General features: G+C 64.7%; 15 protein-coding genes and 1 pseudogene. 10 read left to right on the top strand and 6 right to left on the bottom strand.

Translation table 11 applies throughout. From position 1 onward, the window contains the following. The first annotated feature begins 223 nt into the window (after positions 1 to 223). The 3 genes from FXB41_RS06500 (at position 224) to FXB41_RS06490 (ending at position 3,476) form a co-directional block, all read left to right on the top strand. Entirely contained in the window at positions 224 to 1,114 is an 891-nt protein-coding gene (locus FXB41_RS06500) for an N-formylglutamate amidohydrolase (protein ID WP_219680662.1), read from the top strand. A gap of 538 nt (positions 1,115 to 1,652) precedes the next feature. Continuing rightward, positions 1,653 to 2,435 carry a histidinol-phosphatase gene (gene hisN / locus FXB41_RS06495; protein WP_219680659.1) on the top strand — a complete coding sequence of 261 codons (783 nt, stop codon included), beginning with the start codon at positions 1,653 to 1,655 and terminating at the stop codon, positions 2,433 to 2,435. A 75-nt stretch (positions 2,436 to 2,510) separates the two neighbouring features. Then, a complete protein-coding gene (locus FXB41_RS06490; protein ID WP_219680655.1) occupies positions 2,511 to 3,476 on the top strand; it encodes a Bug family tripartite tricarboxylate transporter substrate binding protein in 966 nt (321 codons plus the stop codon). Positions 3,477 to 3,484: 8 nt separating this feature from the next. On the opposite strand, the gene FXB41_RS06485 is transcribed toward FXB41_RS06490, so the two are convergent. Continuing rightward, on the bottom strand, positions 3,485 to 4,375 hold the full coding sequence (locus FXB41_RS06485) for a LysR substrate-binding domain-containing protein (protein ID WP_007597112.1): 891 nt from the start codon (positions 4,373 to 4,375) through the stop codon (positions 3,485 to 3,487). An 89-nt stretch (positions 4,376 to 4,464) separates the two neighbouring features. On the opposite strand from FXB41_RS06485, the gene FXB41_RS06480 reads away from it, so the two are divergent. Further along, positions 4,465 to 5,217: a sulfite exporter TauE/SafE family protein gene (locus FXB41_RS06480; protein ID WP_007597114.1), complete on the top strand. Its 753-nt coding sequence runs from the start codon at positions 4,465 to 4,467 to the stop codon at positions 5,215 to 5,217. 6 nt (positions 5,218 to 5,223) lie between these two features. Here FXB41_RS06480 and FXB41_RS06475 read toward each other — a convergent pair whose 3' ends face one another. Next, the gene (locus FXB41_RS06475; protein ID WP_219680653.1) at positions 5,224 to 5,856 is read right to left on the bottom strand and encodes a LysE family translocator; all 633 of its coding nucleotides are present in this window, start codon (positions 5,854 to 5,856) and stop codon (positions 5,224 to 5,226) included. Positions 5,857 to 6,102: 246 nt separating this feature from the next. Here FXB41_RS06475 and FXB41_RS06470 point away from each other — a divergent pair, with 246 nt between their 5' ends. Both FXB41_RS06470 and FXB41_RS06465 read left to right on the top strand, forming a co-directional pair. Then, a complete protein-coding gene (locus FXB41_RS06470) occupies positions 6,103 to 7,899 on the top strand; it encodes an adenylate/guanylate cyclase domain-containing protein (protein ID WP_219680650.1) in 1,797 nt (598 codons plus the stop codon). Between the two features lie 175 nt (positions 7,900 to 8,074). Beyond that, positions 8,075 to 10,840 (top strand): di-heme-cytochrome C peroxidase, encoded by a 2,766-nt coding sequence (locus tag FXB41_RS06465; RefSeq protein WP_219680646.1) that lies wholly within the window; start codon positions 8,075 to 8,077, stop codon positions 10,838 to 10,840. Between the two features lie 196 nt (positions 10,841 to 11,036). Here the strand turns inward: FXB41_RS06465 and FXB41_RS06460 are convergent, their stop codons facing one another. After that, the gene (locus FXB41_RS06460; protein ID WP_007597126.1) at positions 11,037 to 11,984 is read right to left on the bottom strand and encodes an alpha/beta fold hydrolase; all 948 of its coding nucleotides are present in this window, start codon (positions 11,982 to 11,984) and stop codon (positions 11,037 to 11,039) included. Positions 11,985 to 12,203: 219 nt separating this feature from the next. Here FXB41_RS06460 and FXB41_RS06455 point away from each other — a divergent pair, with 219 nt between their 5' ends. Beyond that, positions 12,204 to 12,665: an Hsp20 family protein gene (locus FXB41_RS06455; protein WP_007597127.1), complete on the top strand. Its 462-nt coding sequence runs from the start codon at positions 12,204 to 12,206 to the stop codon at positions 12,663 to 12,665. 225 nt (positions 12,666 to 12,890) lie between these two features. Here the strand turns inward: FXB41_RS06455 and FXB41_RS06450 are convergent, their stop codons facing one another. Continuing rightward, positions 12,891 to 13,631: a hypothetical protein gene (locus FXB41_RS06450; RefSeq protein ID WP_219680642.1), complete on the bottom strand. Its 741-nt coding sequence runs from the start codon at positions 13,629 to 13,631 to the stop codon at positions 12,891 to 12,893. Between the two features lie 492 nt (positions 13,632 to 14,123). Here FXB41_RS06450 and gltB point away from each other — a divergent pair, with 492 nt between their 5' ends. Together gltB and FXB41_RS06440 are read left to right on the top strand one after the other, a co-directional pair. Then, complete coding sequence (gltB, locus tag FXB41_RS06445; protein WP_219680639.1) at positions 14,124 to 18,857, top strand: glutamate synthase large subunit; 4,734 nt, start codon at positions 14,124 to 14,126, stop codon at positions 18,855 to 18,857. A gap of 157 nt (positions 18,858 to 19,014) precedes the next feature. After that, positions 19,015 to 20,466, top strand: a complete 1,452-nt coding sequence (locus tag FXB41_RS06440) for a glutamate synthase subunit beta (RefSeq protein ID WP_219680636.1) — start codon at positions 19,015 to 19,017, stop codon at positions 20,464 to 20,466. A gap of 214 nt (positions 20,467 to 20,680) precedes the next feature. On the opposite strand, the gene FXB41_RS06435 is transcribed toward FXB41_RS06440, so the two are convergent. Continuing rightward, entirely contained in the window at positions 20,681 to 22,462 is a 1,782-nt protein-coding gene (locus tag FXB41_RS06435) for an outer membrane beta-barrel protein (RefSeq protein WP_219680633.1), read from the bottom strand. A gap of 191 nt (positions 22,463 to 22,653) precedes the next feature. Here FXB41_RS06435 and FXB41_RS06430 point away from each other — a divergent pair, with 191 nt between their 5' ends. Further along, positions 22,654 to 23,661 (top strand): KpsF/GutQ family sugar-phosphate isomerase, encoded by a 1,008-nt coding sequence (locus tag FXB41_RS06430; RefSeq protein WP_007597143.1) that lies wholly within the window; start codon positions 22,654 to 22,656, stop codon positions 23,659 to 23,661. A gap of 77 nt (positions 23,662 to 23,738) precedes the next feature. Here the strand turns inward: FXB41_RS06430 and FXB41_RS06425 are convergent. Further along, a pseudogene (locus FXB41_RS06425) lies at positions 23,739 to 23,974 on the bottom strand (IS3 family transposase); the annotation flags it as partial.

Below are 23,974 nucleotides of genomic sequence, written 5' to 3'. Positions count from 1 at the left end.
TTAAGACATGTTCCAGCACAGATCTCATCTTTTCGCTTGGCAGGATGGTTGCGATTCCGGACAATGACGACACATAAGAGCCGCCCGATCGGCCGAATCAATGCGTTGAGGCCGGTGCCGGGCTTGTTGGATCGTGCGGCGCCAAGGGTGAAGCCTGATACCAACGGGCAAAGCCTGATTGCCAAGGGACGAAGCCTGACACCAAGGGACGAAGCCTGAGAAGATGACCCGGTTTGACGGCGACAAGTCGCCAGCCTTCGAGATCGTTGAGCCCGCGCAATGGCGCGCGCCTGTTATCTTCAACTCGCCCCATTCCGGCTCGACCTATCCGGACGAATTTCTCAGCGCCTCCAGGATCGACCTGCCGACGCTGCGGCGTTCCGAAGATTCCTTCATGGACGAGCTGATCGGCCATCTCAGCGAGCGCGGCTTTCCGACCGTGCGGGTCAACTTTCCGCGCTCCTATGTCGACGTCAACCGCGAGCCCTACGAGCTCGATCCCCGGATGTTCACCGGGCGCCTGCCGAGCTTTGCCAACACCCGCTCGATGCGGGTTGCCGGCGGACTTGGCACCATTCCGCGCGTGGTCGGCGACGGCCAGGAGATCTATCGCGAGCGCATCCTGGTCGACGACGCGCTGGGGCGGATCGAGACGTTGTACAAGCCCTATCATCGCGCGCTGCGCCGGCTGATCAACAGGGTGCACCAGATGTTCGGCACCGTCGTGCTGGTCGACTGCCATTCGATGCCCTCGGTCGGCGTCTCCCGCGACGAGCCGCGCCGGCCCGACATCGTGATCGGCGACCGCTACGGCACGAGCTGCACGCCGCTATTGCCCGACCGGGTCGAGGAGACCATGGCCGGCCTCGGCTATTCGATCGGCCGCAACAAGCCCTATGCCGGCGGCTTCATCACCGAGCATTACGGCAACCCGGCCAGTGGCCTGCACGCCGTGCAGCTCGAGCTCAACCGCGCAATCTACATGGACGAGCGGCGGCGCGAGCGCAGTCCACGCTTTGCGCAAGTGGCGTCGGACTTCGGCGTGCTCGCCGACGTGCTGGCGACTACGATCCCGTTCGGCGATCTCGGCCCGTTCCAGGCCGCGGCGGAATAGGCGCAACGTTTTTCTTCTAACGATTGTGTTGGGTGCGATCAGCGCGAACGCGTTTCGCGGCGCGCATTGAAATGAAAGCCGATGCTGAGAGAAAGCAGAGGCTGAAAGAAAAAAGGGCCGCTTCTAATGAAGAAGCGGCCCAAGTCTAGGGAGGAAACGCCCAAGGAGGGCAGCAGTAACGCGAGAAGCGCTACCGCACCGCAACAATATGCGGCCGCGACGCACAAAGTGCAAGGGCTTTCGAGCGATTTCCCATGCAATGAGGACATAGCTCGGTTGCTTCCAGAGAAACCCAGATTCAGTTCCTTTGATAAGGAAATTCAATGGGTTGATAGTCATTTGCATACGAACAAGGCAGGCCCGGAACTAAGGTTTCAACTCAATGATCGATATTTGCCCAGCGGGTGTCTTCGACGAGGCGAATGCTTCCCGCATCCAAAATACCAGGGTGCAAAAGCAAGACAGCGCTGCACGATTCTTCCGATTTGAGCTAGGCAGGAGTGAGCTTCACCCGACTTTCGCTTTTTGAGGATACGCCGTGACGGTGATCGATTTCTCCGCCTTCATCGGACGGCTCGCCACCGCCTCCGGCGAAACCATCCTGCCATTCTTCCGCACCTCGCTGTCGATCGAGGACAAGAGCAAGACTAGGGAATTCGACCCCGTGACCGAGGCCGATCGCGCTGCGGAGGCGGTGATGCGGCGTCTGATCAAGGCCAACTTTCCCCAGCACGGCATCGTCGGCGAGGAATTCGGCAACGAGCGCGAGGATTCGGACTATGTCTGGGTGCTCGACCCCATCGACGGCACCAAATCCTTCATCGGCGGCTTTCCGATCTGGGGCACCCTGATCGCGCTCCTGCACAAGGGCACGCCGGTCTACGGCATGATGCACCAGCCCTTCATCGGCGAACGCTTTTCCGGCGACAGCGGCTCCGCTCATTATAAAGGCCCCTCCGGCGAGCGCCGGCTCCAGGTCCGGCGCTGTGCTTCGCTGTCGGAGGCGACGACCTACACCACCAGCCCGCTGCTGATGAACGAGCGCGACCGCGCCATCTTCGGCCGCATCGAGCAGGGCGCGCGGCTGTCGCGCTATGGCGGCGACTGCTACTCCTATTGCATGCTGGCGGCAGGTCACGTCGATCTCGTGGTTGAGACCGAGCTGAAGCCTTACGACATCGCAGCCCTGATCCCGATCGTGACCGGCGCCGGCGGCGTCGTCACCACCTGGGAAGGCAAGCCGGCGCAGGGCGGCGGCCGTATCGTCGCGGCCGGCGACGCCAGGGTTCACGAAGAAGCACTGAAACTGCTCAACGGATAGGCGATCTATTGTTTGCGCATGATCCTCTCGGAAAACCGCTGCACACTTTTCCGGATCATGCTTCAGGGAGCCTGCATGAAAACCCGGCGTAGGCTCCTCCTCGCATTCCTGCTTCTGTTTCCGACGCTCGCCTCCGCCCAGAATTTCCCGGCCAGGCCGATCAAGCTGATCGTGCCGTTCCCGGCCGGCGGCCCCAACGACATCATCGCGCGGGTGATCGGCCAGCGTATGTCGGAGCTGTCAGGGCAGCCGGTTCTGATCGACAATCGCGGCGGCCAGGGCGGCGTGCTCGGCACCGATGCCGTCTCCAAGGCTGCACCCGACGGCTACACCATCGCGATCTCCAGCGCCGGCGCGTTGGCGATCAGCCCGAGCATGGAAAGGGTCGCCTACGATACGCTCAACGACCTCACACCAGTGACGCTGGTGGCGACCGTGCCGGAAATGCTCGTTGTCGCCACCAACGTTCCCGCAAAGGACATCGCGGAATTGATCGCGCTCGCCAAGGCGCAGCCCGGAAAGCTCAACTTCGCCTCCTCCGGCCCCGGCAGCCTGCCGCATCTCGCCGGCGAATTGTTCAAGCTGACGGCGAAGATCGGCATCGTGCACGTGCCCTATCGCGGCGCGGCGCCCGCCGTGAACGATCTGCTGGGCCAGCAGGTGCAGATGACGTTCCTGGATCTCCCCGTGCTGCTGCCGCAGGTCAAGGCGGGCGCCCTGCGGCCGATCGCGGTGGGCTCCGCCGAGCGTTCGCCGACGGCGCCTGACGTGCCGACCACGGCGGAAGCCGGCTTTGCCGATCTGCGCATCGAGAACTGGTACGGCATGGTGGCGCCGAAGGGCACGCCGAAGGAGATCGTCGCGGCGCTGCATGCCCTCGCCACGAAGGCGATGGCGGATCCCGCGGTGAAGGAAAAGCTCGCCGCCCAGGGCGCGACGCTTGTCGGCGATGAGCCGGAGCATTTTCGCAGCTTCATCGCGGACGAGACCAAGAAATGGGCGAAGGTGATCAAGGACGCTGGCGTGGAGACCGCGAGGTAGCGCAGAGCTCACACTGCCGCAGACCGCAAATGCTCCACCAGCATCTTTGCCGGGCGCGGCAGCGTCTTGAAGCTTCGCGCGCAGATCACGAGTTTGCGGTTGGCCCAGGTATCGCGCAGGCGGACCATGGCAAGCGGCATCAGTTTCGCGCAGCGGCGGGCCGCGGCTTCGGGCACCAGGGCAACGCCGACATCGGCGGCGACCATCTGGCAGATCGCGTCGAAATCGCGCAGGCGTGCGCGGTAATGCGGCCGCATGCCGAGCCGAGCGGCGTGCTTCGAAATATGCACCTGAAGCGCGGTGGCGCTGGTGAGCCCGACGAAGTCGCAAGCGCCCGCCTCCTGGAAATCGATCGCGCGGCGGCCGGCGAACGGGCCGCGCCTGGACGTCACCAGCGTCAGGCGATCCTCGCTGAAGGCGAATCGCTCGATATGATCGGGCAGCGCGTGCTCGGCTGCGAAGCCGAGATCGGCCGCGCCCGCAGTGATCGCGGCCGCGATGTCGGTGCTCTCGCGCTCCTCGATGTCGATGGCGACGTCGCGATGCTCGCGCAGGAAGCCGGCAAGCGCCTTCGGCAGATGCTCCGAGAGGCCGGAGGTATTCGCGAGGAAATGCACGCTCGCGCGCACGCCGCTGGCAAAGCCGGCGAGATCGCCCCGCATGGCGTCGATCTGGTGAATGACGAGACGGGCGTGATCGAGCAGGCTCTCGCCGGCCGAGGTCAACTCAACGCCGCGGCGCCCGCGCTTGAGCAGCGCGACGCCGAGCGCATCCTCCAGCCCCTTGATGCGCGCGCTGGCTGAGGCTAGCGCCAGATGCGACCGCTCCGCGCCGCGGGTGATGCTGCGCTGGTCGGCGACCGCGATAAACAGCTGGAGGTCGACGAGGTCGAAGCGCATCCCGGGTCCCTCCAGCCTTCGCTCCAGACGAAGGCTTTCTCCGTAAGCTACAGATTGTGCCGACGCGCGGCATCGGTCAATGTGCAGATATGATCGACCCGCTCCTCATTCTCATCGCCGCCATCTTCCTGCTCGCCGGCTTCGTCAAGGGCGTGGTCGGGCTTGGCCTGCCGACGGTGTCCATGGGACTGCTCGCCGTGAGCATGGCGCCGAGCCGCGCGATCGCCATCGTGATCGTGCCCGCCATCGTCACCAACATCTGGCAGACTTTCGTCGGCCCCCATTTGCGCGACATCCTGCGGCGGCTGTGGCCGCTGATGATCGGCACCGTGATCGGGTGCTGGCTCAATGCCGGCGCGCTCACCGGCCCGCATGCGCGCTACGGCACGATCGTGCTCGGCGTCCTGCTCGTCATCTACGCGATCATCGGGCTGAACAAATTCCAGTTTCACGTTGCGCCAAAGAACGAGAAATGGGTCGGTGGCGTCGTCGGTGTGGTCACCGGCGTGATCTCGGCCTCGACCGGCGTGCAGGTGATCCCCTCGATGCCGTTCATGCAGGCGATCGGCATGGAGAAGGACGAGCTGGTGCAGGCGCTCGGCGTGTTCTTCACGACGGCGACATTGGCGCTCGCCTTCAACCTCACCGCGGGCGGATTGCTGACGCCGGCCAATGCGGTGCCGGGCGCCGTCGGCATGGCGTGCGCGTTTGCCGGCATGTACATCGGCCAAACGGTGCGGGCGCGGATGCCGGCGGAAGCGTTTCGCCGCTGGTTCCTGATCGCGATGATCCTGCTCGGCCTCTATCTCGCCGGCAGCGCGCTGCTGAAGGAATTCGCGTAAAAGAAGTTACCGCGTCTCCAGCATGGCGACGCGGACGCCGAGATAGATGAAGAGGCCGCCGAGGGCACGGTTGACCCAGGCGATCGCGCCTTCGGAGCTCCGCAGGCGGTGGGCGGCCCTTGCCGCGAACGCCGCCAGCACCAGGCACCACAGCGTTCCCGTGCAGATGAAGATCAGGCCGAGCGTCAGGAAGGCGAGCGGCTTGTGCGCCGAGTCGGCTGCGACGAATTGCGGCAGGAAGGCCAGGAAGAACAGCGCGACCTTGGGATTGAGCGCGTTGGTGAAGACGCCCTGGAGGAATACCCTCCGCAGCGAGCTCTGCACCGGCTCGTCGATGGCCGAGGCCGGCACCGGGCGCGACCACAGCATCTGAAGCCCGGTCACGACGAGATAGGCCGCTCCAACCAGCTTCAGGATCGAGAACGCGGTCGATGAGGCCATCAGCAGGGCCGAAAGCCCGATCGCGGCGCCCGCGACATGGAAAAAGCAGCCGCAACTGATGCCCAGCGCGGCCGCGGCGCCACCTCGCCAGCCCAGCTGCATGCTGCGGCCGATCACATAGACCGTATCGGGCCCCGGCGTGATGTTGAGCAGCACGCCCGACAGGACGAAGAGCCAGATTTCGTGAATGCCCAGCATGTGTGACGTACCTCCGCCGCCCAACCGTGGCCCAAGAGGCCGGCTTAGTGGGTTCGCTCGTCCCCGTCCACTGCCGGGATTGCCGAGGATTTACCTCGAATTTGCAATGCGGTTCGTACTTTCGCTCGGCCTCATCTGCTCTATAAGGAACGGGTTCTTTGAACGCGGGATTCGAGGCGACGGCCACGCCGTGGCCGGTCCTCGATCTCTTCCAAGTCTCTTGCAAGTCTCTTGGAGCTCCGGAATATGGAAAGACGTCTGGCTGCCATTGTCTGCGCCGATGTCGCCGGCTATTCGCGCATGATGGGCACCGATGAGGCCGGCACCCATGCCGCCTTCAAGGCCCATCGCAGCGCGATCCACCCCATCATCCTCAATCACGGCGGCCGCGTCGTCAAAAACACCGGCGACGGCTTCCTGCTGGAATTCCCCTCGATCGTCGGCGCCACCGAGGCCGCGATCGCGATGCAGACGCTGATGGCGGAGCGCAATCACCATCTGCCCGCCGATCGCGCCATGCAGTTCCGCCTCGGGATCCATATGGGTGATGTCATCGCCGACGAGGACGAGGTCTTCGGTGACGATGTCAACATTGCCGTCCGCCTCGAAGCCGTGGCGAGCCCCGGCGGCTTCGCGATCTCGGCCAAGGCCTACAAGGAGGCCGGCAAGCATCTCACCGTGCCGCTGGTCGATGCCGGCAACCACCGCTTCAAGAACATCAAGGATCCGATCGGGGTCTGGACCTGGACGCCTGAGGGTGCACCGGCGCTTGCGCCCGCGCTGAGGGAGGCATCCGCCCTCTCGCAGCAGTACCGCACCGCGATCGTCGGCGTGCTGCCTTTTGCCAATCTCAGCGACGCCCAGGACGAGTATTTCTCCGATGGCCTGACCGAAGATTTGATTCACGCGCTGTCGCTGCAATCCTTCTATCGCGTGCTGAGCCGCAACTCGACGTTCGTGTTCAAGGGCAACAACGTCAGCACCCGCCTGATCGCGCGGGAGATCGACGCTAGCTATCTGATCCAGGGTTCGGTGCGGCGTGCCGGAGCCAAGATCCGCGTCACCGCAGAGCTGATCGCGCCGGAGACCGGCGAGCAGCTCTGGACTGGCCGCTACGACCGCGACATCGGCGATCTCTTCGCGATGCAGGACGAGATCACCACCAACCTGTCCGCCGCCATCGCCACCGAGATCGTCCGGGCCGAGGCCTCGGCGCCGGCGCGGCTGTCGACCGACGTCACCGCCTGGGACCGCTTCCTCAAAGGGCTGTCGCACTATTATCGGCAAACCAAGGAAGACCTGGCCATCGCCGTCGACCTGTTCCGGGAGGCCATCAGGCTCGAGCCCAAGCTGTCGATTGCGCATGCCTATCTCGCCACGATCCAGATCCAGAGTATCCATTTCGGCTGGGTCAAGGGCACGCGCGAGATGTGGGCCGAGGCGATGAAGCTTGCCGAAACCAGCGTCCGGCTCGACCCGCGCTCGTCATTTGCGTTCTCGATCCTGTCCTGGACCCACGCGCTGGAGGGCCATTACGAGGCCGCGATGGATGCCGCCAAACGCGCCGTCGCGCTCAACCCCTACGACAACGGCGCGCGCGGCGTGCTCGGCATCTGCCATTTCGCCGTCGGCGAGCACCGCGAGGCGATCGAGCTGTTCTCGATGGCCGCACAGCGCGACAACAGCGATCCGCGCTACCAATGGGCCGCACTGAACGCCTTCAGCCATTATTTGCTGGGCCAATATGACGCGACCCTGTCATGGGCTCGAGAGCAACTCTACATCAACCCGAACCATTTGCAGGCGCTGGCAATCCGCGCCGCGGCGCTGGCGCAATTGGGGCGGGGCGACGAGGCGATCGAGGCGACCCGCGTGCTCATGGCTAATTACCCGACACTCAATGTCGACCGCCATTTGCGCAATTTCCACTGGAAGCGGCCCGAGGACCTCGCCCATTACCGCGCCGGACTCTTGAATGCGGGCGTGCCGCTCGGCAAACTGACCCTGGTCTTGAGCGACGTCAAACGCGTCGCCGAATCCTGAGGGCCAGCCGCGGCCACCCGGCAATGTCCCCTCCGCCTTTATTGACACGACAGTGAATTCAGCCACACTCCGCTACACGCTGAAGTAGTATAACGTGTTGTCGGTTTGTCAGGACTTTCCGCGCTCTATCGCCGCGTCTGTATTTCACGATTCGCCGTTTTCAGGATTTTGGGCCATGCATGACTCCGCTCCGAAGCCCCCCTTCGCCCCCTCGATCCAGGTCTCGCCGAACAATCCGTGTCCATTCCTCCGCGGCCTCGTCGGCGAAGGGTTTGTTGACGGCGGAACCGTCCCGCTCGGCACGCTGTCGCAAACGATCGCGAATGCAAGCGGCGAGACCGGGCTGAAGAAGGTCTCGGCCCGCATCCAGGTCCGCGGCGTCGCGCTTATCGCCAACGGTCTTGGTCACGTCCTCAAGAGCATATTTTCGGGCGCGCAGCTCGACGCGTTGCGTGGCGGCCCTCTCGACAAGCGCGGTGCCGGCTCGCGCGTGCTCGGCGTCGACGGCAAGGTCGATGAGGACGAGCTTGCGCGGTTTGCGAGCTTCGGCCGGACCTACCAGGATCCGAACGGCGGCGGCTCCGAGCCCGGTCTCAACGCCTCGGAAATCGGCGTCTTCATGCGCGACAACCTCAAGCGCGCCGGCAGCGCCGCGCGCTGGTACTACCCCCTGCTGATGAAGTTCGAATGGCCGATCCTCCTGAAGATCGTGGGCAAGGGCGCGGGTGAGGACCGCTATCTCAGCGTGGCCGACGTGCGCACTCTGTTCAACGAGCGGCAATTCCCTGCTCGCATCAATCAGCGGCTCGTCTCGCAGCCGGTGCTGTCGACCTGCCAGCGCGTGGTGCGGGGCGCCCTCAAGGTTGCGGCCCTGCTCGTCGCCCTCGGTCTCGCCTTGCTCGTTGCGGTCGCCGAATTCCCCGACCAGGTGCGCGCCATGCTGCCGCAAAAGGGAATTCTCGTGAATCTCCTGCCGCCGCCCTTGCCCACGGTCCACGAGACGAAGGCGGCCTTTTGGCTCGAACAGAACTGGTCGCTGAAGGACAGGCACTGGTTTCATCATGCCAGCCAGGGCACAGCGACCTTCCCGGTGCCTTATGAATGGTTCATGGCCCTGGAGCAGCCGCGCCTGCATCTGTTCTCGCGGCCGGGCATGATGACGGACAGCGCCTATCTCGAGCGCTTCGGGTTCATCCCGAGCCCGCAGTCGATCCAGACTGACGCGACGTCACTGCGCCGCTTCGGCTACGCCAATGTCTACGAGACGACGCAGGTGCCGGATTGGTCGACGAGGTGGACGCCGGCAGAGAACGTCGATGGCCTGCCGGTCGGCTTCGCACGGATGACCGGTGTCATCGATCCCGCGACCGGCCATCGCGAAGAGGACAAGATCGGACTGACCTGCGCGGCCTGCCATACCGGCCAGATCCACTACCAGGGCGTGGACGTGCGTTTCGACGGCGGTCCGGCCATGACCGATCTGAAGAAGCTCGAGCTCTCCACCGGCCTGTCCATCGCCTACACGCTTTACGTGCCGTTCCGCTTCCAGCGCTTCGCCGATCGCGTACTCGGCCCCAATGCCAGCAAGGCTGACCGTGCCGCGCTCAAGCAGAAGCTCAGCGCGATCGGCAACTTCCTGATCGACTGGGCGCAAACTCAGCAAAAGACGATTGAAGGCAAGAAGACCTGGAACGGCAGACAGCAGAGTGACACCGAGGAAGGGTTTGGTCGCCTCGACGCCCTCAATCGCATCGGCAATCAGGTCTTTTCACAGGATCTCGCGCTGAGCGGGATCAAGGGATTCGAAAAGAACCTGCACGCCCAGGACGCCCCGGTCAGCTATCCCCCGATCTGGACCGTGCCCTGGTTCAAGTTCGCCCAATACGACGCCTCGATCGAGCAGCCGCTGATCCGCAACGCGGGCGAAGCCCTCGGCGTGACGGCGCTGCTCAACCTGTCCGACGCCTACCCGGAGGACAGGCTGTGGCGGTCCTCCGTTCATATCAACACGCTCGGCTGGATCGAGGACATGCTCAGGGGGCCAGATCCGTTCAAGACGGCAGATCCCTCCACCGGTCCGAAGTTCGGCGGCCTGCTGGCGCCGAAATGGCCCTCGCAAATCCTCGGCGACAATTGGAGGCTCGATCAGAAGAAGGTCGACAATGGCCGCAAGATCTACGCTGAGATGTGTTCCGGATGCCATTTGCCGGCGATCGACACCCCGGCTTTCTGGTCTTCGGGACATTGGGAGCCGAGCGGCGACAGCAAGGTGCTGAACGCGGTGACGATCCCCCTCGACGAGATCAAGACGGATCCCGAACAGTCGCTCGTGCTCAGCAACAGGATCGTCGATTTGCCCGGCTTCCTGAAGGTGAATACGGCCGACCTCCAGAAATGGTGGCAATGCGATGTCTCGACCGCGAGTTCGCCGACCGAGATGGTTTATGCGCTGGGGCTCATGACGGTGGTGGATCTCGTCGCCCGCAAATGGATGGACGACGAGAAGACTCCGGACGCCGAGCGGGCGAAATTGTGGAATCTCGCGCGCAAGAACTGCCTCAATCCGGTGGGTGGGGCACGCTATCGGGCACGGCCGCTGAACGGCATCTGGGCCACGGCGCCCTATCTGCACAACGGTTCGGTGCCGTCTCTCTACTGGTTGCTGAAGCCTGCGAGCGAGCGCCCGCAAAAATTCTGCATGGGCCGCCGCGACTATGATCCCGTAACCGTCGGCTTTGCGGTCACCGCCAACGAGAAGTGCAAGACGGGTGAAACCGAGTTCTCGGCGGGGTCGGACAAGGATCCGATCCAGGGCAACAGCGTGCTCGGCCATTCCTTCGAGCGCAAACCGGGCGAGGAAAAACGTCCCGGCGTCATCGGCCGCGTGTTCAAGGACGACAACGAGCGCTACGATCTGATCGAGTATCTCAAGACGCTGTAGTCGAGCTCTGTCCCAAGCAGGCCGCCCTCATCCTGAGGAGCCCGCGCAAAGCGGGCGTCTCGAAGGATGGCCGCGGGCGAGAGCCGGGCCTTCATGGTTCGAGACGCGCGTTCCGCGCTCCTCACCATGAGGGTCTTGCGAACTAAGCGGGGCGAGGGAGCGCACCTCGCGCGCAGCAGCCATTCACTTCAAATCCTCACTTGAACAGCGGCGTGCCCGGCACGAAGGCGTCGAAGGCGGCCCAGAATTGGGAACGGTAGCGGTCCTGCTCCTGGAGGATCTCGTGCTTGGCGCCGGCGATCACGAGATGGGAGCCGGCGCGCAAATGATAGGCGAACTCCTCGATCGCCGCGATCGAGACCACGGTGTCGCTGGAGGCCGCCAGCATCAGGATCGGCTGACGGATCTCGGACGGGTAGTTTTTGCCCCTGAATGTGTTCATCGCGCGGAAAGCGGTATCGGCCCAGGCGACCGTCGGTGACGCGAGCCCGAGGGTCGGATCCTCCTCAAGGATCGCCGCATTGCGCGCATAGCGCACGGGATCGCTGGTCAGCGGATTGTTGATGAAGGGATTGAGCCCGGTGATCTGGTCGCTGCCACCGGGGACATAGCGGCCGCCCATTCCCAACACGCGCATCGTCTTCAGCAGAGCCCGCGCCGGAAACGAGGTGGCGCGGCCGGGCAGGTCGATCATCGGCGCCGACAGTACCATGCGGTCGAACCAGCGCTTGCCCGCATGCGCCACCCGCAGCATCACGGTGCCGCCCATGGAGTGGGCGAGCGCGAAGAAGGGCGGCGGGCAATCCGGCAGCACCACCTGCTGCACAAAGGTCTCGACGTCGATCTCGAAATCGGCGAAGTCGCGGACATAGCCCTTGCGCGGATCGCGCAGGCGGCGCGAGGAGTGGCCCTGCCCGCGCCAGTCGATCATCGCCACCGCAAAGCCGCGGTCGCGCAAATCGCGCACGGTCTCGAAATATTTCTCGATCTGCTCGCTGCGCCCGGTGAAGACGCAGACCGTGCCCTTGCGGTTCGCCGGCGGCGCCCAGCGCGCAAAGCGCAGCTCGACGCCATCGGGGGTCTTGATGGTACCGCTGACGACGTCTTCGGGAACGGGATTGGATGGTATCGAGACCAGCGTCATGATGAGGAGGGCTTGGGCACGAAGTGCTGCAAATCAGGGGGCGGGAGCGCCGAAAAGGCTAAGTATCCGCCCTCTTGAACGCCGTTCTCCTCAACCCATATCACCTTGATGCAGGCCGCTACCAGTGTTTCGGAACCGGAACATCAGGCTGCACACAGACGAAAGCCCGGCCCGATTGGCGGGCGGGTTACCAACAGTCGCTCAATGGAGGACTTGACCATGCGTACCTACGACCTGACCCCCTTCTACCGTTCCACCGTCGGCTTCGACCGCCTCTTCAACCTGCTTGACCAGGCCGGTTCGGACGGCAGCCCCGGTTATCCCCCCTACAATATCGAGCGCACCGGCGAGAACGACTACCGCATCACCGTTGCGGTTTCGGGCTTTGCCAAGGATGAGCTCTCCATCGTCGCGAAGGAAAACACGCTGACGATCAAGGGCGAGAAAGTCGCCAACGAGAACTCGAAGGCCGAAGTGCTGTACCGCGGAATCGCCGCGCGTGCCTTCGAGCGCGCCTTCCAGCTTGCCGACTTCGTGCAAGTGAAGAACGCCTCGCTCGAGAACGGGCTGCTTCACGTCGACCTCGTCCGTGAGATTCCCGAAGCGAAGAAGCCCCGCCAGATCGCGATCAACACCGGTGCGCAAGGCGCACAGGTGATCGAGAACTCGGTAGCCGCGTAAATCACGTCGGCCACTTCCAAGTTGCGAAAACGCCCCGGTGCCCCGGGGCGTTTTTTTATGTCGTCCCGGCGAAGGCCGGACCCATAACCACAGGGAGTAATGTGGCGAAGACTTGCCGTTCGGTACTCCTACCACGAATAACCGAGGGACCTCGCGGTATGGGTCCTGGCCTTCGCCAGGACGACACCGTTGGTGTGATGCGGGCCATCGCATCAAACGCCACGCTTAGTCCAGCCCTTGTGCCGCCGGCATCTCCTGTGTCGGCAGGATCGTCGCGGCAGGCTTGGCCTGACCTACGGTCGGCGCGGCGGCTTGCGGTGGGACCTCAGCGGGCTTTGCCGGCACGGCCGCCACGGTCTGCGTGGTAGGTTGAGCCTGCGCTGCCTGCGCCGCCGCGGGTTCGGCTGGCTTGGCGGCGACCGGCGCCTCGCGTGGCGGAGCCGCCTTCGGGAGCGGGACGGAGCGGCTGGCGACATGTGGGATCGGGGCCGGTGGGCGTGGCGGACCATTGCGGATCATGGTTGGCGGCGGTAGCGCGCTTTGCGGGCGGTAAGGCGCAACCGCAGGCTGCTCGTAGCCCGGCGCCATACCGTAGGCGTCGGCAGCCGGCATGAAGCGCAAAATCCTTCCGTCGCGGGCATCGATCACCAGCCGGCCGTCCTCGCCCCGGCGGTCAATCACCGCGATGGTGTAGACGCTGCCGCGCAGGCGCGGGATGCCCAGCGGAGAAAAGCCGTTTTCGCGCAGCACCGCGTAGACCTCGGTCGATGGCAGCAGCACCGGGGCCGGCCCGCGTTCTTCGTAGCCATAGCGCGGCGGCGGGGGCGGCGCGGCCTCCGGCGGCGCATAGGGCCCGTCGAAATCCGAGACCGCGATCATCGCCCCTCGCGCTGGAACTTGCGCTTGTGCGGCGGTCGCGGCCAGCGCCAGCGCGGCGGCAGCCATCCATCCTGTGAAAAACTTCATGATCGAGACGCTCCTGTCAGGCCCCCGGATGGATCGCACTCTTTCGCTTCTTGCGGCGTGGCGCGGCTTCCGAACGGTTGATCAGAAGCTTCATTGGGGATTCCGGCGTCGGCGGGGCCGGATCAGGGCGCGTTTGCTTCAAAAGCGGGGCCGCGCAACTTTTGGAAAGGGATCGATTGATCTATGGGGAATCGGGACTTGCGCGCGCTTGTGTGATAGACAAAAGTTTGGCAAGGTGGCGGTTAGGACAGGAAGACTGTCTCAATTTTGCTTGCGGTTCCGGCATAGGGATTGCAACGAAAGTCGGTGCTTTCGAGCGCCAAGAAGGCAACAGGCAAAGCCGTTCTCGGGGACGAAGAACGCCTTGGCCTGAATTTAAGAAAATGCGGCTCGCGAGCGGACGAGCGGTGACCCAGAAGCGGGTGCCGCGGGACGCCCAAGGTGCGCCGAAGATGGCGGTGAGGCAGCTTGCCGCATGGAGAGGACGAGGACATGAACGGGTCGCAAGTCGAGCGCGGAAACATCGTGGCAGAGCAACTGTCGGCGACGGTCGCCTCGAAAACGACTGATCCGATTCAGGAACACAATTCACGCCCGCCGGCCGTAGGCTTGTACGATCCGAGCCTGGAAAAGGATTCCTGCGGCGTCGGCTTCATCGCCAACATCAGGGGCAAGAAGTCGCACGAGATCGTCGCGGACGCGCTCAGCATCCTGTGCAACCTCGAGCACCGCGGCGCCGTCGGCGCCGACCCGCGCGCCGGTGACGGCGCCGGCATTCTGGTGCAGATCCCGCATGCTTTCTTCAGCCGCAAGGCGAAGGAACTCGGCTTCGCGCTGCCCAATCCCGGCGAATACGCCATCGGCGCGCTGTTCATGCCGCGCGACACCGCTTGGCGCAACGTCATCAAGAGCATCATCGCCGACCAGATCAAGGAAGAGGGCCTGACGCTGCTCGGTTGGCGCGACGTGCCGACCGACAATTCCTCGCTCGGCGTCACCGTGAAGCCGACCGAGCCCGCCTGCATGCAGGTGTTCATCGGCCGCAACGGCACCGCCAAGACCGAGGACGATTTCGAGCGCCGGCTCTACATCCTGCGCAAGTCGATTTCGCAAGCGATCTATCAGCGCCGCGACCGCGGCCTCGCCGGCTATTATCCTTGCTCGATGTCGTGCCGCACCGTGATCTACAAGGGCATGTTCCTCGCCGATCAGCTCGGCAAGTACTATCCCGATCTGCACGAAAAGGATTTCGAGAGCGCGCTGGCGCTCGTTCACCAGCGTTTCTCGACCAATACCTTCCCGGCGTGGTCGCTGGCGCATCCCTACCGCATGATCGCGCATAACGGCGAGATCAACACGCTGCGCGGCAACACCAACTGGATGGCGGCGCGCCAGGCCTCGGTGAGCTCCGAGTTGTACGGCAAGGACATCAACCGGCTCTGGCCGATCTCCTACGAAGGCCAGTCGGACACCGCCTGCTTCGATAACGCGCTCGAATTCCTGGTGCAGGGCGGCTACTCGCTGCCGCACGCCGTCATGATGATGATTCCGGAGGCGTGGGCCGGCAATCCCTTGATGGATGAGAAGCGCCGCGCCTTCTACGAATATCATGCAGCCCTGATGGAGCCCTGGGACGGCCCCGCCGCGATCGCCTTCACCGACGGCCGCCAGATCGGCGCCACGCTCGACCGCAACGGCCTTCGGCCCGCGCGCTATCTCGTCACCAAGGACGACCGCATCGTGATGGCGTCCGAGATGGGCGTGCTGACGATTCCCGAGGACCAGATCATCACCAAGTGGCGCCTGCAGCCCGGCAAGATGCTGCTGGTCGACCTCGAGCAGGGCCGCCTGATCCCCGACGACGAGATCAAGGCCGAGCTCGCCAGGAGCCATCCCTACACCGAGTGGCTGGAGCGAACCCAGATCGTGCTGGAAGAGCTGCCGAAGGTGCCGACCACCGGCGTGCGCTCCAACCTGTCGCTGCTCGATCGCCAGCAGGCGTTCGGCTACAGCCAGGAAGACATCACCATCCTGATGACGCCGATGGCCTCCACCGGCGAGGAAGCCGCAGGCTCGATGGGCAACGACACGCCGATCTCGGCGCTGTCGGCCAAGGCCAAGCCGCTGTTCACCTATTTCAAGCAGAACTTTGCGCAGGTCACCAACCCGCCGATCGACCCGATCCGCGAGGAGCTGGTGATGAGCCTCGTCTCCATCATCGGACCGCGGCCGAACCTGTTCGACCTGCAAGGCCTTGCCACCACCAAGCGCCTCGAAGCACGCCAGCCGATCCTGACCGACGCGGACCTCGAAAAGATCCGCTCGATCTCCGAGGTCGCGGAGTCGCACTTCAAGTCGCGCACGCTGGACACCACCTTCCACGCCGGCCTCGGCGCGGCCGGCATGGACCAGGTGCTGGACGAGCTCTGCGCGCGCGCCGAGAGCGCGGTGCGCGAGGGCGTCAATATCATCATCCTGTCCGACCGCATGGTCGGCACCGACCGGGTTCCGATCCCGTCGCTGCTGGCCTGCGCCGCCGTGCATCATCATCTGATCCGCACCGGGTTGCGCACCTCGGTCGGCCTCGTCGTCGAATCCGGCGAACCGCGCGAAGTGCATCACTTCGCCTGTCTGGCCGGCTACGGCGCGGAAGCGATCAATCCGTATCTGGCGTTCGAGACCATCATCGCGATGAAGGACCGCCTGCCCGGCTCGCTCGACGACTACGAGATCGTCAAGCGCTACATCAAGTCGATCGGCAAGGGCCTGCTCAAGGTGATGTCCAAGATGGGCATCTCGACCTACCAATCCTATTGCGGCGCGCAGATCTTCGACGCCATCGGCCTGAAGGCGGAATTCGTCGGAAAATTCTTCGCCGGCACGCATACCCGCGTCGAGGGCGTCGGTCTTGGCGAGATTGCCGAAGAGGCGGTGCGCCGTCATGCCGACGCGTTCGGCGATGCGCTCGTGTACAAGACCTCGCTCGATGTCGGCGGCGAATATGCCTATCGCAGCCGCGGCGAGGACCATGCATGGACCGCCGAGTCGGTGGGGCTGCTGCAGCACGCCGCGCGCGGCAATTCGCTGGAACGCTACCGCGCCTTCGCGAAGATCCTCAACGAGCAGTCGGAGCGTCTCCTGACGCTGCGCGGCCTGTTCCGGATCAAGAACGCGGACGAAGAGAAGCGCAAGCCTGTCGCCCTCGACCAGGTCGAGCCGGCCAAGGACATCGTCAAGCGTTTCGCCACGGGGGCCATGTCGTTCGGCTCGATCTCGCGCGAGGCGCACACCACGCTCGCGATCGCCATGAACCGGATCGGCGGCAAGTCGAACACCGGCGAGGGCGGCGAGGAAGCCGACCGCTTCAAGCCGCTGCCGAACGGCGATTCCATGCGCTCGGCGATCAAGCAGGTCGCCTCGGGCCGCTTCGGCGTCACCACGGAGTATCTCGTCAACTCCGACATGATGCAGATCAAGATGGCGCAGGGTGCCAAGCCCGGCGAAGGCGGCCAGCTGCCCGGCCACAAGGTCGATGCGACCATCGCAAAGGTCCGGCATTCGACGCCGGGCGTCGGCCTGATCTCGCCGCCGCCGCACCACGACATCTACTCGATCGAGGATCTGGCGCAGCTCATCTACGACCTCAAGAACGTCAATCCCGACGGCGCGGTCTCGGTCAAGCTCGTCTCGGAGATCGGCGTCGGCACGGTGGCCGCAGGCGTGGCCAAGGCGCGCGCCGACCATGTCACCATCGCGGGCTTCGAGGGCGGCACCGGCGCTTCGCCGCTCACCTCGATCAAGCACGCGGGATCACCGTGGGAGATCGGCCTCGCCGAAACCCACCAGACGCTGGTGCGCGAGCGGCTGCGCAGCCGCATCGTGGTCCAGGTCGACGGCGGTTTCCGCACCGGCCGCGACGTCGTGATCGGCGCGCTGCTCGGTGCCGACGAGTTCGGCTTCGCCACCGCGCCCTTGATCGCGGCCGGCTGCATCATGATGCGCAAGTGCCACCTCAACACCTGCCCAGTCGGCGTCGCCACCCAGGACCCGGTCCTGCGCAAGCGCTTCACCGGCCAGCCCGAGCATGTGATCAACTACTTCTTCTTCGTCGCCGAGGAGGTCCGCGAGATCATGGCCTCGCTCGGCTTCCGCAGCTTCAACGAGATGATCGGCCAGGTGCAGCTGCTCGACCAGACCAAGCTGGTCGCGCACTGGAAGGCCAAGGGCCTCGACTTCTCCAAGCTGTTCGTCAAGCAGAAGGAAGAGAAGGGCCAGAAGATCTATCACTCCGAGCGCCAGAACCATCATCTGGAAGCGGTGCTCGACCGCACGCTGATCGAGCAGGCGACGCCTGCGCTCGACCGCGGTGCGCCGGTGAAGATCGAGGCCAAGATCAACAGTACCAACCGCTCCGCGGGCGCGATGCTGTCGGGTGCGGTCGCCAAGATCTACGGCCATGCCGGCCTGCCGCATGAGACCATCCATGTCAGCCTCAAGGGCACCGCCGGCCAGGCCTTCGGCGCCTGGCTGGCGCAAGGCGTCACCTTCGAGCTCGAAGGCGAGGCCAACGACTATGTCGGCAAGGGCCTCTCGGGCGGCAAGATCATCGTCAAGCCGCCGGCCAACAGCGGCATCGTGCCGGAAGAGAGCATCATCGTCGGCAACACCGTGATGTACGGCGCCATTCAAGGCGAGTGCTACTTCCGCGGCATCGCCGGCGAGCGCTTTGCCGTGCGCAATTCCGGCGCCGTGGCGGTGGTCGAGGGCGCGGGCGACCATTGCTGCGAATACATGACCGGCGGCATCGTGGTCGTGCTCGGCAAGACCGGGCGCAACTTCGCGGCCGGCATGTCCGGCGGCATCGCCTATGTGCTGGACGAGACCGGCGACTTCGACAGGCTGTGCAACATGGCGATGGTCGAGCTCGAGCCGGTGCTGTCGGAAGAGCTGATCAACGCCGGCACCTATCACCACTCCGGTGACCTCGAGGCGCACGGCCGGGTCGACGTGTTCAAGGACCTGCTCGCCTCCGACGTCGAGCGGCTGCATGTCCTGATCACCCGCCATGCCAAGGCGACCGGCTCCAGGCGCGCTGCCGACATCCTGGCCAACTGGAAGGACTGGCTGCCCAAATTCCGCAAGGTGATGCCGGTCGAATACCGGCGCGCGCTGCGCGAGATGGCCGCCAACGCGGACGCCGAGCCGAAAATCGCGATCGGGGCTTAGCTAAGAAAAGCCTCATGGTGAGGAGCGCGAAGCGCGTCTCGAACCATGAAACCACAGCGGGGGCCTTCATCCTTCGAGACGCGGCGCCAAGCGCGCCGCTCCTCAGGATGAGGGGAGAGAAAGCAAACGAATTTAAGCGGCAGGGACTTCGGGTTTAATGGGCAAGATCACGGGTTTTCTCGAAATCGAACGGCATGACCGCAAGTACACCCCGGTCGCCGAGCGCGTGAAGCATTTCCACGAGTTCGTCGTTCCCCTCTCCGAAAAGGAAACGCGCGACCAGGCCGCGCGCTGCATGAACTGCGGCATTCCCTATTGCCACGGCACCGGCTCGGTCTCGCCCGGTACACCGGGCTGCCCGGTCAACAACCAGATCCCGGACTGGAACGACCTCGTCTACCAGGGCAACTGGGAAGAGGCCTCGCGCAATCTGCACTCGACCAACAATTTCCCGGAGTTCACGGGGCGCATCTGTCCGGCGCCGTGCGAAGCCTCCTGCACGCTCAACATCGACGACAACCCCGTCACCATCAAGACCATCGAATGCGCGATCGTCGACCGCGCCTGGGACAATGGCTGGCTGAAGCCCGAGGTCGCCGCCCACAAGACCGGCAAGAAGGTCGCGGTGATCGGCTCGGGTCCGGCCGGCATGGCCTGCGCGCAGCAGCTCGCACGCGCCGGCCACGACGTGCATCTGTTCGAGAAGTTCGCCAAGGCCGGCGGCCTGCTGCGCTACGGCATCCCCGACTTCAAGATGGAAAAGAACGTCATCGACCGCCGCGTCGCGCAGATGGAAGGCGAAGGCGTCACCTTCCACTACAACAGCCATGTCGGCGTCGACGGCAATGTCGATCCGCGCGAGATGCTCAACGAGTACGACGCCGTCGCGCTGACCGGCGGCGCCGAAGCCCCGCGCGACCTGCCGATCCCCGGCCGCGACCTCGCCGGCATCCACTACGCGATGGATTTCCTGCCGCAGCAGAACCGCCGCGTGTCCAATGAACCGTTGAACGGCGTCCAGGAGATTCTGGCCGGCGGCAAGCATGTCGTTGTCATCGGCGGCGGCGACACCGGATCCGACTGCATCGGCACCTCGCTGCGCCAGGGCGCGCTCTCCGTGACCCAGCTCGAGATCATGCCCGCTCCGCCCGAGCACGAGAACAAGGGCCTGACGTGGCCGAACTGGCCGCTGAAGATGCGGACGTCCTCGAGCCAGGCCGAAGGCGCGGTCCGCGAATTCGCCGTGCTGACGCAGAAGTTTTCGGGCGATAACGGCAAGGTCAAGAAGCTGCATTGCGTGCGCGTCGACGACAAGTTCAAGCCGATCGCCGGCACCGAGTTCGAGCTCGACGCCGACCTCGTCCTGCTCGCGATGGGCTTCGTCCATCCCGTGCACGAGGGCCTTTTGAAGCTGCTGTCGGTCGAGCTCGACCCGCGCGGCAACGTCAAGGCCAACACGCTCGACTACCAGACCTCACGCCCGAACGTGTTCACCGCCGGCGACATGCGCCGCGGCCAATCGCTGGTGGTCTGGGCCATCCGCGAGGGCCGGCTGTGCGCCAGGTCGATCGATACGTTCCTGATGGGGAAGACGGATCTGCCGCGCTGAACTTTGCGCGAGCCGCGCAAGCTCGGAGTCAGGCAATAAATCCGCTGTCGTCCTGGCGAAAGCCAGGACCCATACCGCGTGATCCCTCGATCGTTGGCCGGTCGCAGTACCAAACGACGAGTCTTCGCCAAACTACTCCCTGGGGTAATGGGTCCTGGCTTTCGCCAGGACGACACCTCGGGCTTGGTATCGCCAATGGCAACGGCCACACGCGCTAATTCTGCAGCCTCACCCCGACCATCGCCACCGTGCCCTGCGAGCTTGACCCCGCCTGGTTCGAATCCAGGATGTCGTGGCGCAGCGTGCCCTTGATCCAGATGTTGCGGTTGAGCTTGTAGATCAGGTTGCTTTCGAACGAGTAGGTCTTGTCGTTGCGATTCTGGCCCTGGTAGTCGTAGGTGCCGTAGGTGAATTTGCCGACTGCCGTGAGCCAGCGGCGGAAATCGTGATCGACCTCGGCGGCGTAGGTATGCACCAGCACGCCGGAGGAGCCGGGGATAGTGGTCTCGGCGATCTGCGTGTCGGTGGCGAATTTCACCGTGGTGAGGCCGCTTGCGTTCCAGATCAGCGAGCCCGAGGTCAGGAAGCCGGAGAGCTGGCTCAGGCGCGGATCGACATAGTTGCGTGCGGAATAGCCGACCGAGACCTCGCCGGTCAGGATGCGCGAGAACTCGAAGGACGTGCCGACCTTGGCGTAGCCGCCGTTTGAATCGCGGAAGAAGCCGTTGCGGTCGGCGGCTTGGTCGTGCACGCGGGTGTCGCCCTGGATCTCGACGAACGGCTTCAAGCCCGGCTTCAATTCGTAGGAGAAGCGCCCCACGCCGCCATACTGGTTGAAGTCGCGGTCATCGTTGCTGAAGGTCGAGCCGTCGGTGAGTTTCGAGTTGGTGTAGGCGGTGCGATCGACGGTCGCGCCAGCCGCGACCTGGAAGCGGTTGAAGGTCTGGTCGAAGCCGACGGTCGTGCCATAGGTGGCATAAACAGGAAATTTCTGCAGGCCGGCCTGCACGTTCGGGCTGCCGGGATTATCGGTGGCGAGCCGCAGGCGCAGCTGCGAGGTCAGCTTGAGATCGCGATTGACGTCGATGCGGCCGTCGACATGGCCGGTGAAATCGGGGCGGTCGACCTCGACCGGCGAGGGCGAGGCAAAGCCGTCGATCGTCGCCGGCATGTTGTTGGTGTAGCCCGAGAACGAGCCGCGCAGATCCGCGACCAGCGCGTGGCGCTCCCAATCGGACGCCACGAGCAGGTCGGGCGCGACGACATAGGCCGGCGAGCCGACCGGCTTGTTCAAGCGCGCCGGGTTGGTGTCGTAGCCTGTGGAGAGCTCGAGCCCGCCCTTGATCAGGAAGCTGCCGGCATAGTCGCCGACCGCGCCGAACGCATCCTCGTCGAGCTTGAGGCGGCGGCGCAGCGGCTGGCCGGGCACGTTGCCGGCCAGCGCCGGCGGCACCGGTGTCTTGTGCGCGGTCTCGGAGGGCGGCGGCGCGATGCGCGGCGGGCCGAGCGTTCGCTCCGGCGTTGCCGGCGGCACCGGCGAGCCGGGGCCGACCGGGCGCTTCGGCTTCGGCTGTCCGGGATAGAGCTTCGGCTGCTGTCGCTTGCGGTTGAGCGAATCGTAGCCGGAGGCGCTGGCGCCATTGGCGGCAGGCAGGCCGTAGATCGGGACCTGGTTGGTCGGGTTTGGGTTGGTCGGGTTTTGGCTGTTCGGTTTCTGGCCCGGGCGCGCCGGCGCCTGCTGGCGCTTGCGCAAATCGGCATTGGGATCTGGCAGCGTCGGCAGTGCATCCGACGGTGCCTGCGGCACGCCCGCGGTCCGGCGCGTCGGCAGCGTGTCGGGCGATGCGAAGCCACCGCGGTTAGGACTGAACAGATCGGGGGTGAGGCTCTGGGCCGCCCCGGGGGCGCTTCCGAGGACCGTCAGCGCAAAGCACGGCAAAGCCGCGCGCAGAAAATGCGCGCGCTTGCTCCGGCTCGTGCCTGGAGACGACCCCACGATGGAAGAACTCCAACGAAATCAAACACTTTCGCGATCATCCCAGCCGATCGGCGGGAACTATCGTTAATGGAGTTAAAACAATTATGGTTAACGACCGGTTGAGGGTTGGGGCGCCCTCGTCGCCTCGAAGGCCGTGGCGTGCTAAGCAGGCGCCAACGGACGAACGCCCCTCCTCCCTGGACCAGAACATGCCGAGTTCGAAACCGCTGATGACCCAATCATCCGGCCCCATTCCCGACAGCGTCGAATCCGCACTCCGCACGCTGGAAACGGAGAGCGGCGGTATCAACGCGCTCGCCGCCGCCCTGCGCGGCCCGCTTGGCGCGAGCTTCGCCCAGGCGGTCGATCTGATCCGCAACGCGAAGGGCCGCGTCATCGTCACCGGACTCGGCAAGTCGGGCCATATGGGCCGCAAGATCGCGGCAACGCTGGCCTCGACCGGCACGCCCGCCTTCTTCGTGCACACCGCCGAAGCCGCCCATGGCGACCTCGGCATGATCACCACCGACGACGTCATCATGGCGCTGTCCTGGTCCGGCGAGCAGCCGGAGATGAAGACGCTGGTGAACTATTCCGCGCGGTTCGCGATCCCCATGATCGCGGTGACGTCGAACGCGGCGTCCTCGCTCGGACAAGCGGCCGACATCGTGATCGAGCTGCCGAAGGCGCGCGAGGCCTGCCCGCACAATCTGGCGCCGACCACCTCGACCCTGATGCAGGCCGCGATCGGCGATGCGCTCGCGATCGCCCTGCTCGAAGGCCGCGGCTTCACCGCGCTGGAGTTCGCGCATTTCCACCCCGGCGGCAAGTTAGGGGCGATGCTGAAGTTCGTCCGCGACTACATGCGCACCGGCGCGGAGATCCCGGTCAAGCCGCTCGGCACGAAAATGTCGGACGCGGTGATGGAGATGTCGGCCAAGGGCCTCGGCTGCGTCTGCATCATCAACGATGCGGCCGAGGCCGTCGGCATCATCACCGACGGCGACCTGCGCCGCCACATGCGCCCGGACCTGCTGACGGCGTCGGTCGACGACATCATGACCAGGCAGCCGAAAACCGTACCGCCCTCGATGCTGGCCACCGAGATGATCGAGGTGCTCAACACCCGCAAGATCACGACGCTGGTGGTGACCGAGGCTGACAAGGTGGTGGGCATCGTGCACCTGCACGATTTGCTGCGGGCGGGCGTGGCGTAGGGGGCCCATCTCCTCCGTCATTGCGAGCGTAGCGAAGCAATCCAGACTTGATCTTCCCCCAAAAAAGTGGACATGGATCAAGCCGATTTTAGCTCCATCTCGACCGGGCTGATATAGCCGATGGCCGAGTGTCTTCGGGTCTGATTGTAGAAGCCTTCGACGTAAGCGAAGATGTCGCGCTCGGCTTCATTGCGGGTCTCATATTGACGGTGATGGATCAGTTCGGTCTTGAGGGTGTGGAAGAAGCTTTCCATCAGGGGCATTGTCGTAGCAGTCGGCTCTGCGGCTCATTGAGGCCGGAAGCCGGCGGCTT

This window comes from Bradyrhizobium canariense, assembly GCF_019402665.1.
GTDB lineage: Bacteria > Pseudomonadota > Alphaproteobacteria > Rhizobiales > Xanthobacteraceae > Bradyrhizobium > Bradyrhizobium canariense.
Note: the sequence above shows the minus strand (reverse complement) of the source record. Positions and strands in the feature narration are given on the sequence as shown.

Bases quoted from the DNA above. Each gene is read 5' to 3' on its own strand.
- FXB41_RS06500 (WP_219680662.1), top strand. From the start codon at position 224: ATGACCCGGTTTGACGGCGACAAGTCGCCAGCCTTCGAGATCGTTGAG.
- FXB41_RS06490 (WP_219680655.1), top strand. From the start codon at position 2,511: ATGAAAACCCGGCGTAGGCTCCTCCTCGCATTCCTGCTTCTGTTTCCG.
- FXB41_RS06485 (WP_007597112.1), bottom strand. From the start codon at position 4,375: ATGCGCTTCGACCTCGTCGACCTCCAGCTGTTTATCGCGGTCGCCGAC.
- FXB41_RS06480 (WP_007597114.1), top strand. From the start codon at position 4,465: ATGATCGACCCGCTCCTCATTCTCATCGCCGCCATCTTCCTGCTCGCC.
- FXB41_RS06475 (WP_219680653.1), bottom strand. From the start codon at position 5,856: ATGCTGGGCATTCACGAAATCTGGCTCTTCGTCCTGTCGGGCGTGCTG.
- FXB41_RS06470 (WP_219680650.1), top strand. From the start codon at position 6,103: ATGGAAAGACGTCTGGCTGCCATTGTCTGCGCCGATGTCGCCGGCTAT.
- FXB41_RS06465 (WP_219680646.1), top strand. From the start codon at position 8,075: ATGCATGACTCCGCTCCGAAGCCCCCCTTCGCCCCCTCGATCCAGGTC.
- FXB41_RS06460 (WP_007597126.1), bottom strand. From the start codon at position 11,984: ATGACGCTGGTCTCGATACCATCCAATCCCGTTCCCGAAGACGTCGTC.
- FXB41_RS06455 (WP_007597127.1), top strand. From the start codon at position 12,204: ATGCGTACCTACGACCTGACCCCCTTCTACCGTTCCACCGTCGGCTTC.
- FXB41_RS06450 (WP_219680642.1), bottom strand. From the start codon at position 13,631: ATGAAGTTTTTCACAGGATGGATGGCTGCCGCCGCGCTGGCGCTGGCC.
- gltB (WP_219680639.1), top strand. From the start codon at position 14,124: ATGAACGGGTCGCAAGTCGAGCGCGGAAACATCGTGGCAGAGCAACTG.
- FXB41_RS06440 (WP_219680636.1), top strand. From the start codon at position 19,015: ATGGGCAAGATCACGGGTTTTCTCGAAATCGAACGGCATGACCGCAAG.
- FXB41_RS06430 (WP_007597143.1), top strand. From the start codon at position 22,654: ATGCCGAGTTCGAAACCGCTGATGACCCAATCATCCGGCCCCATTCCC.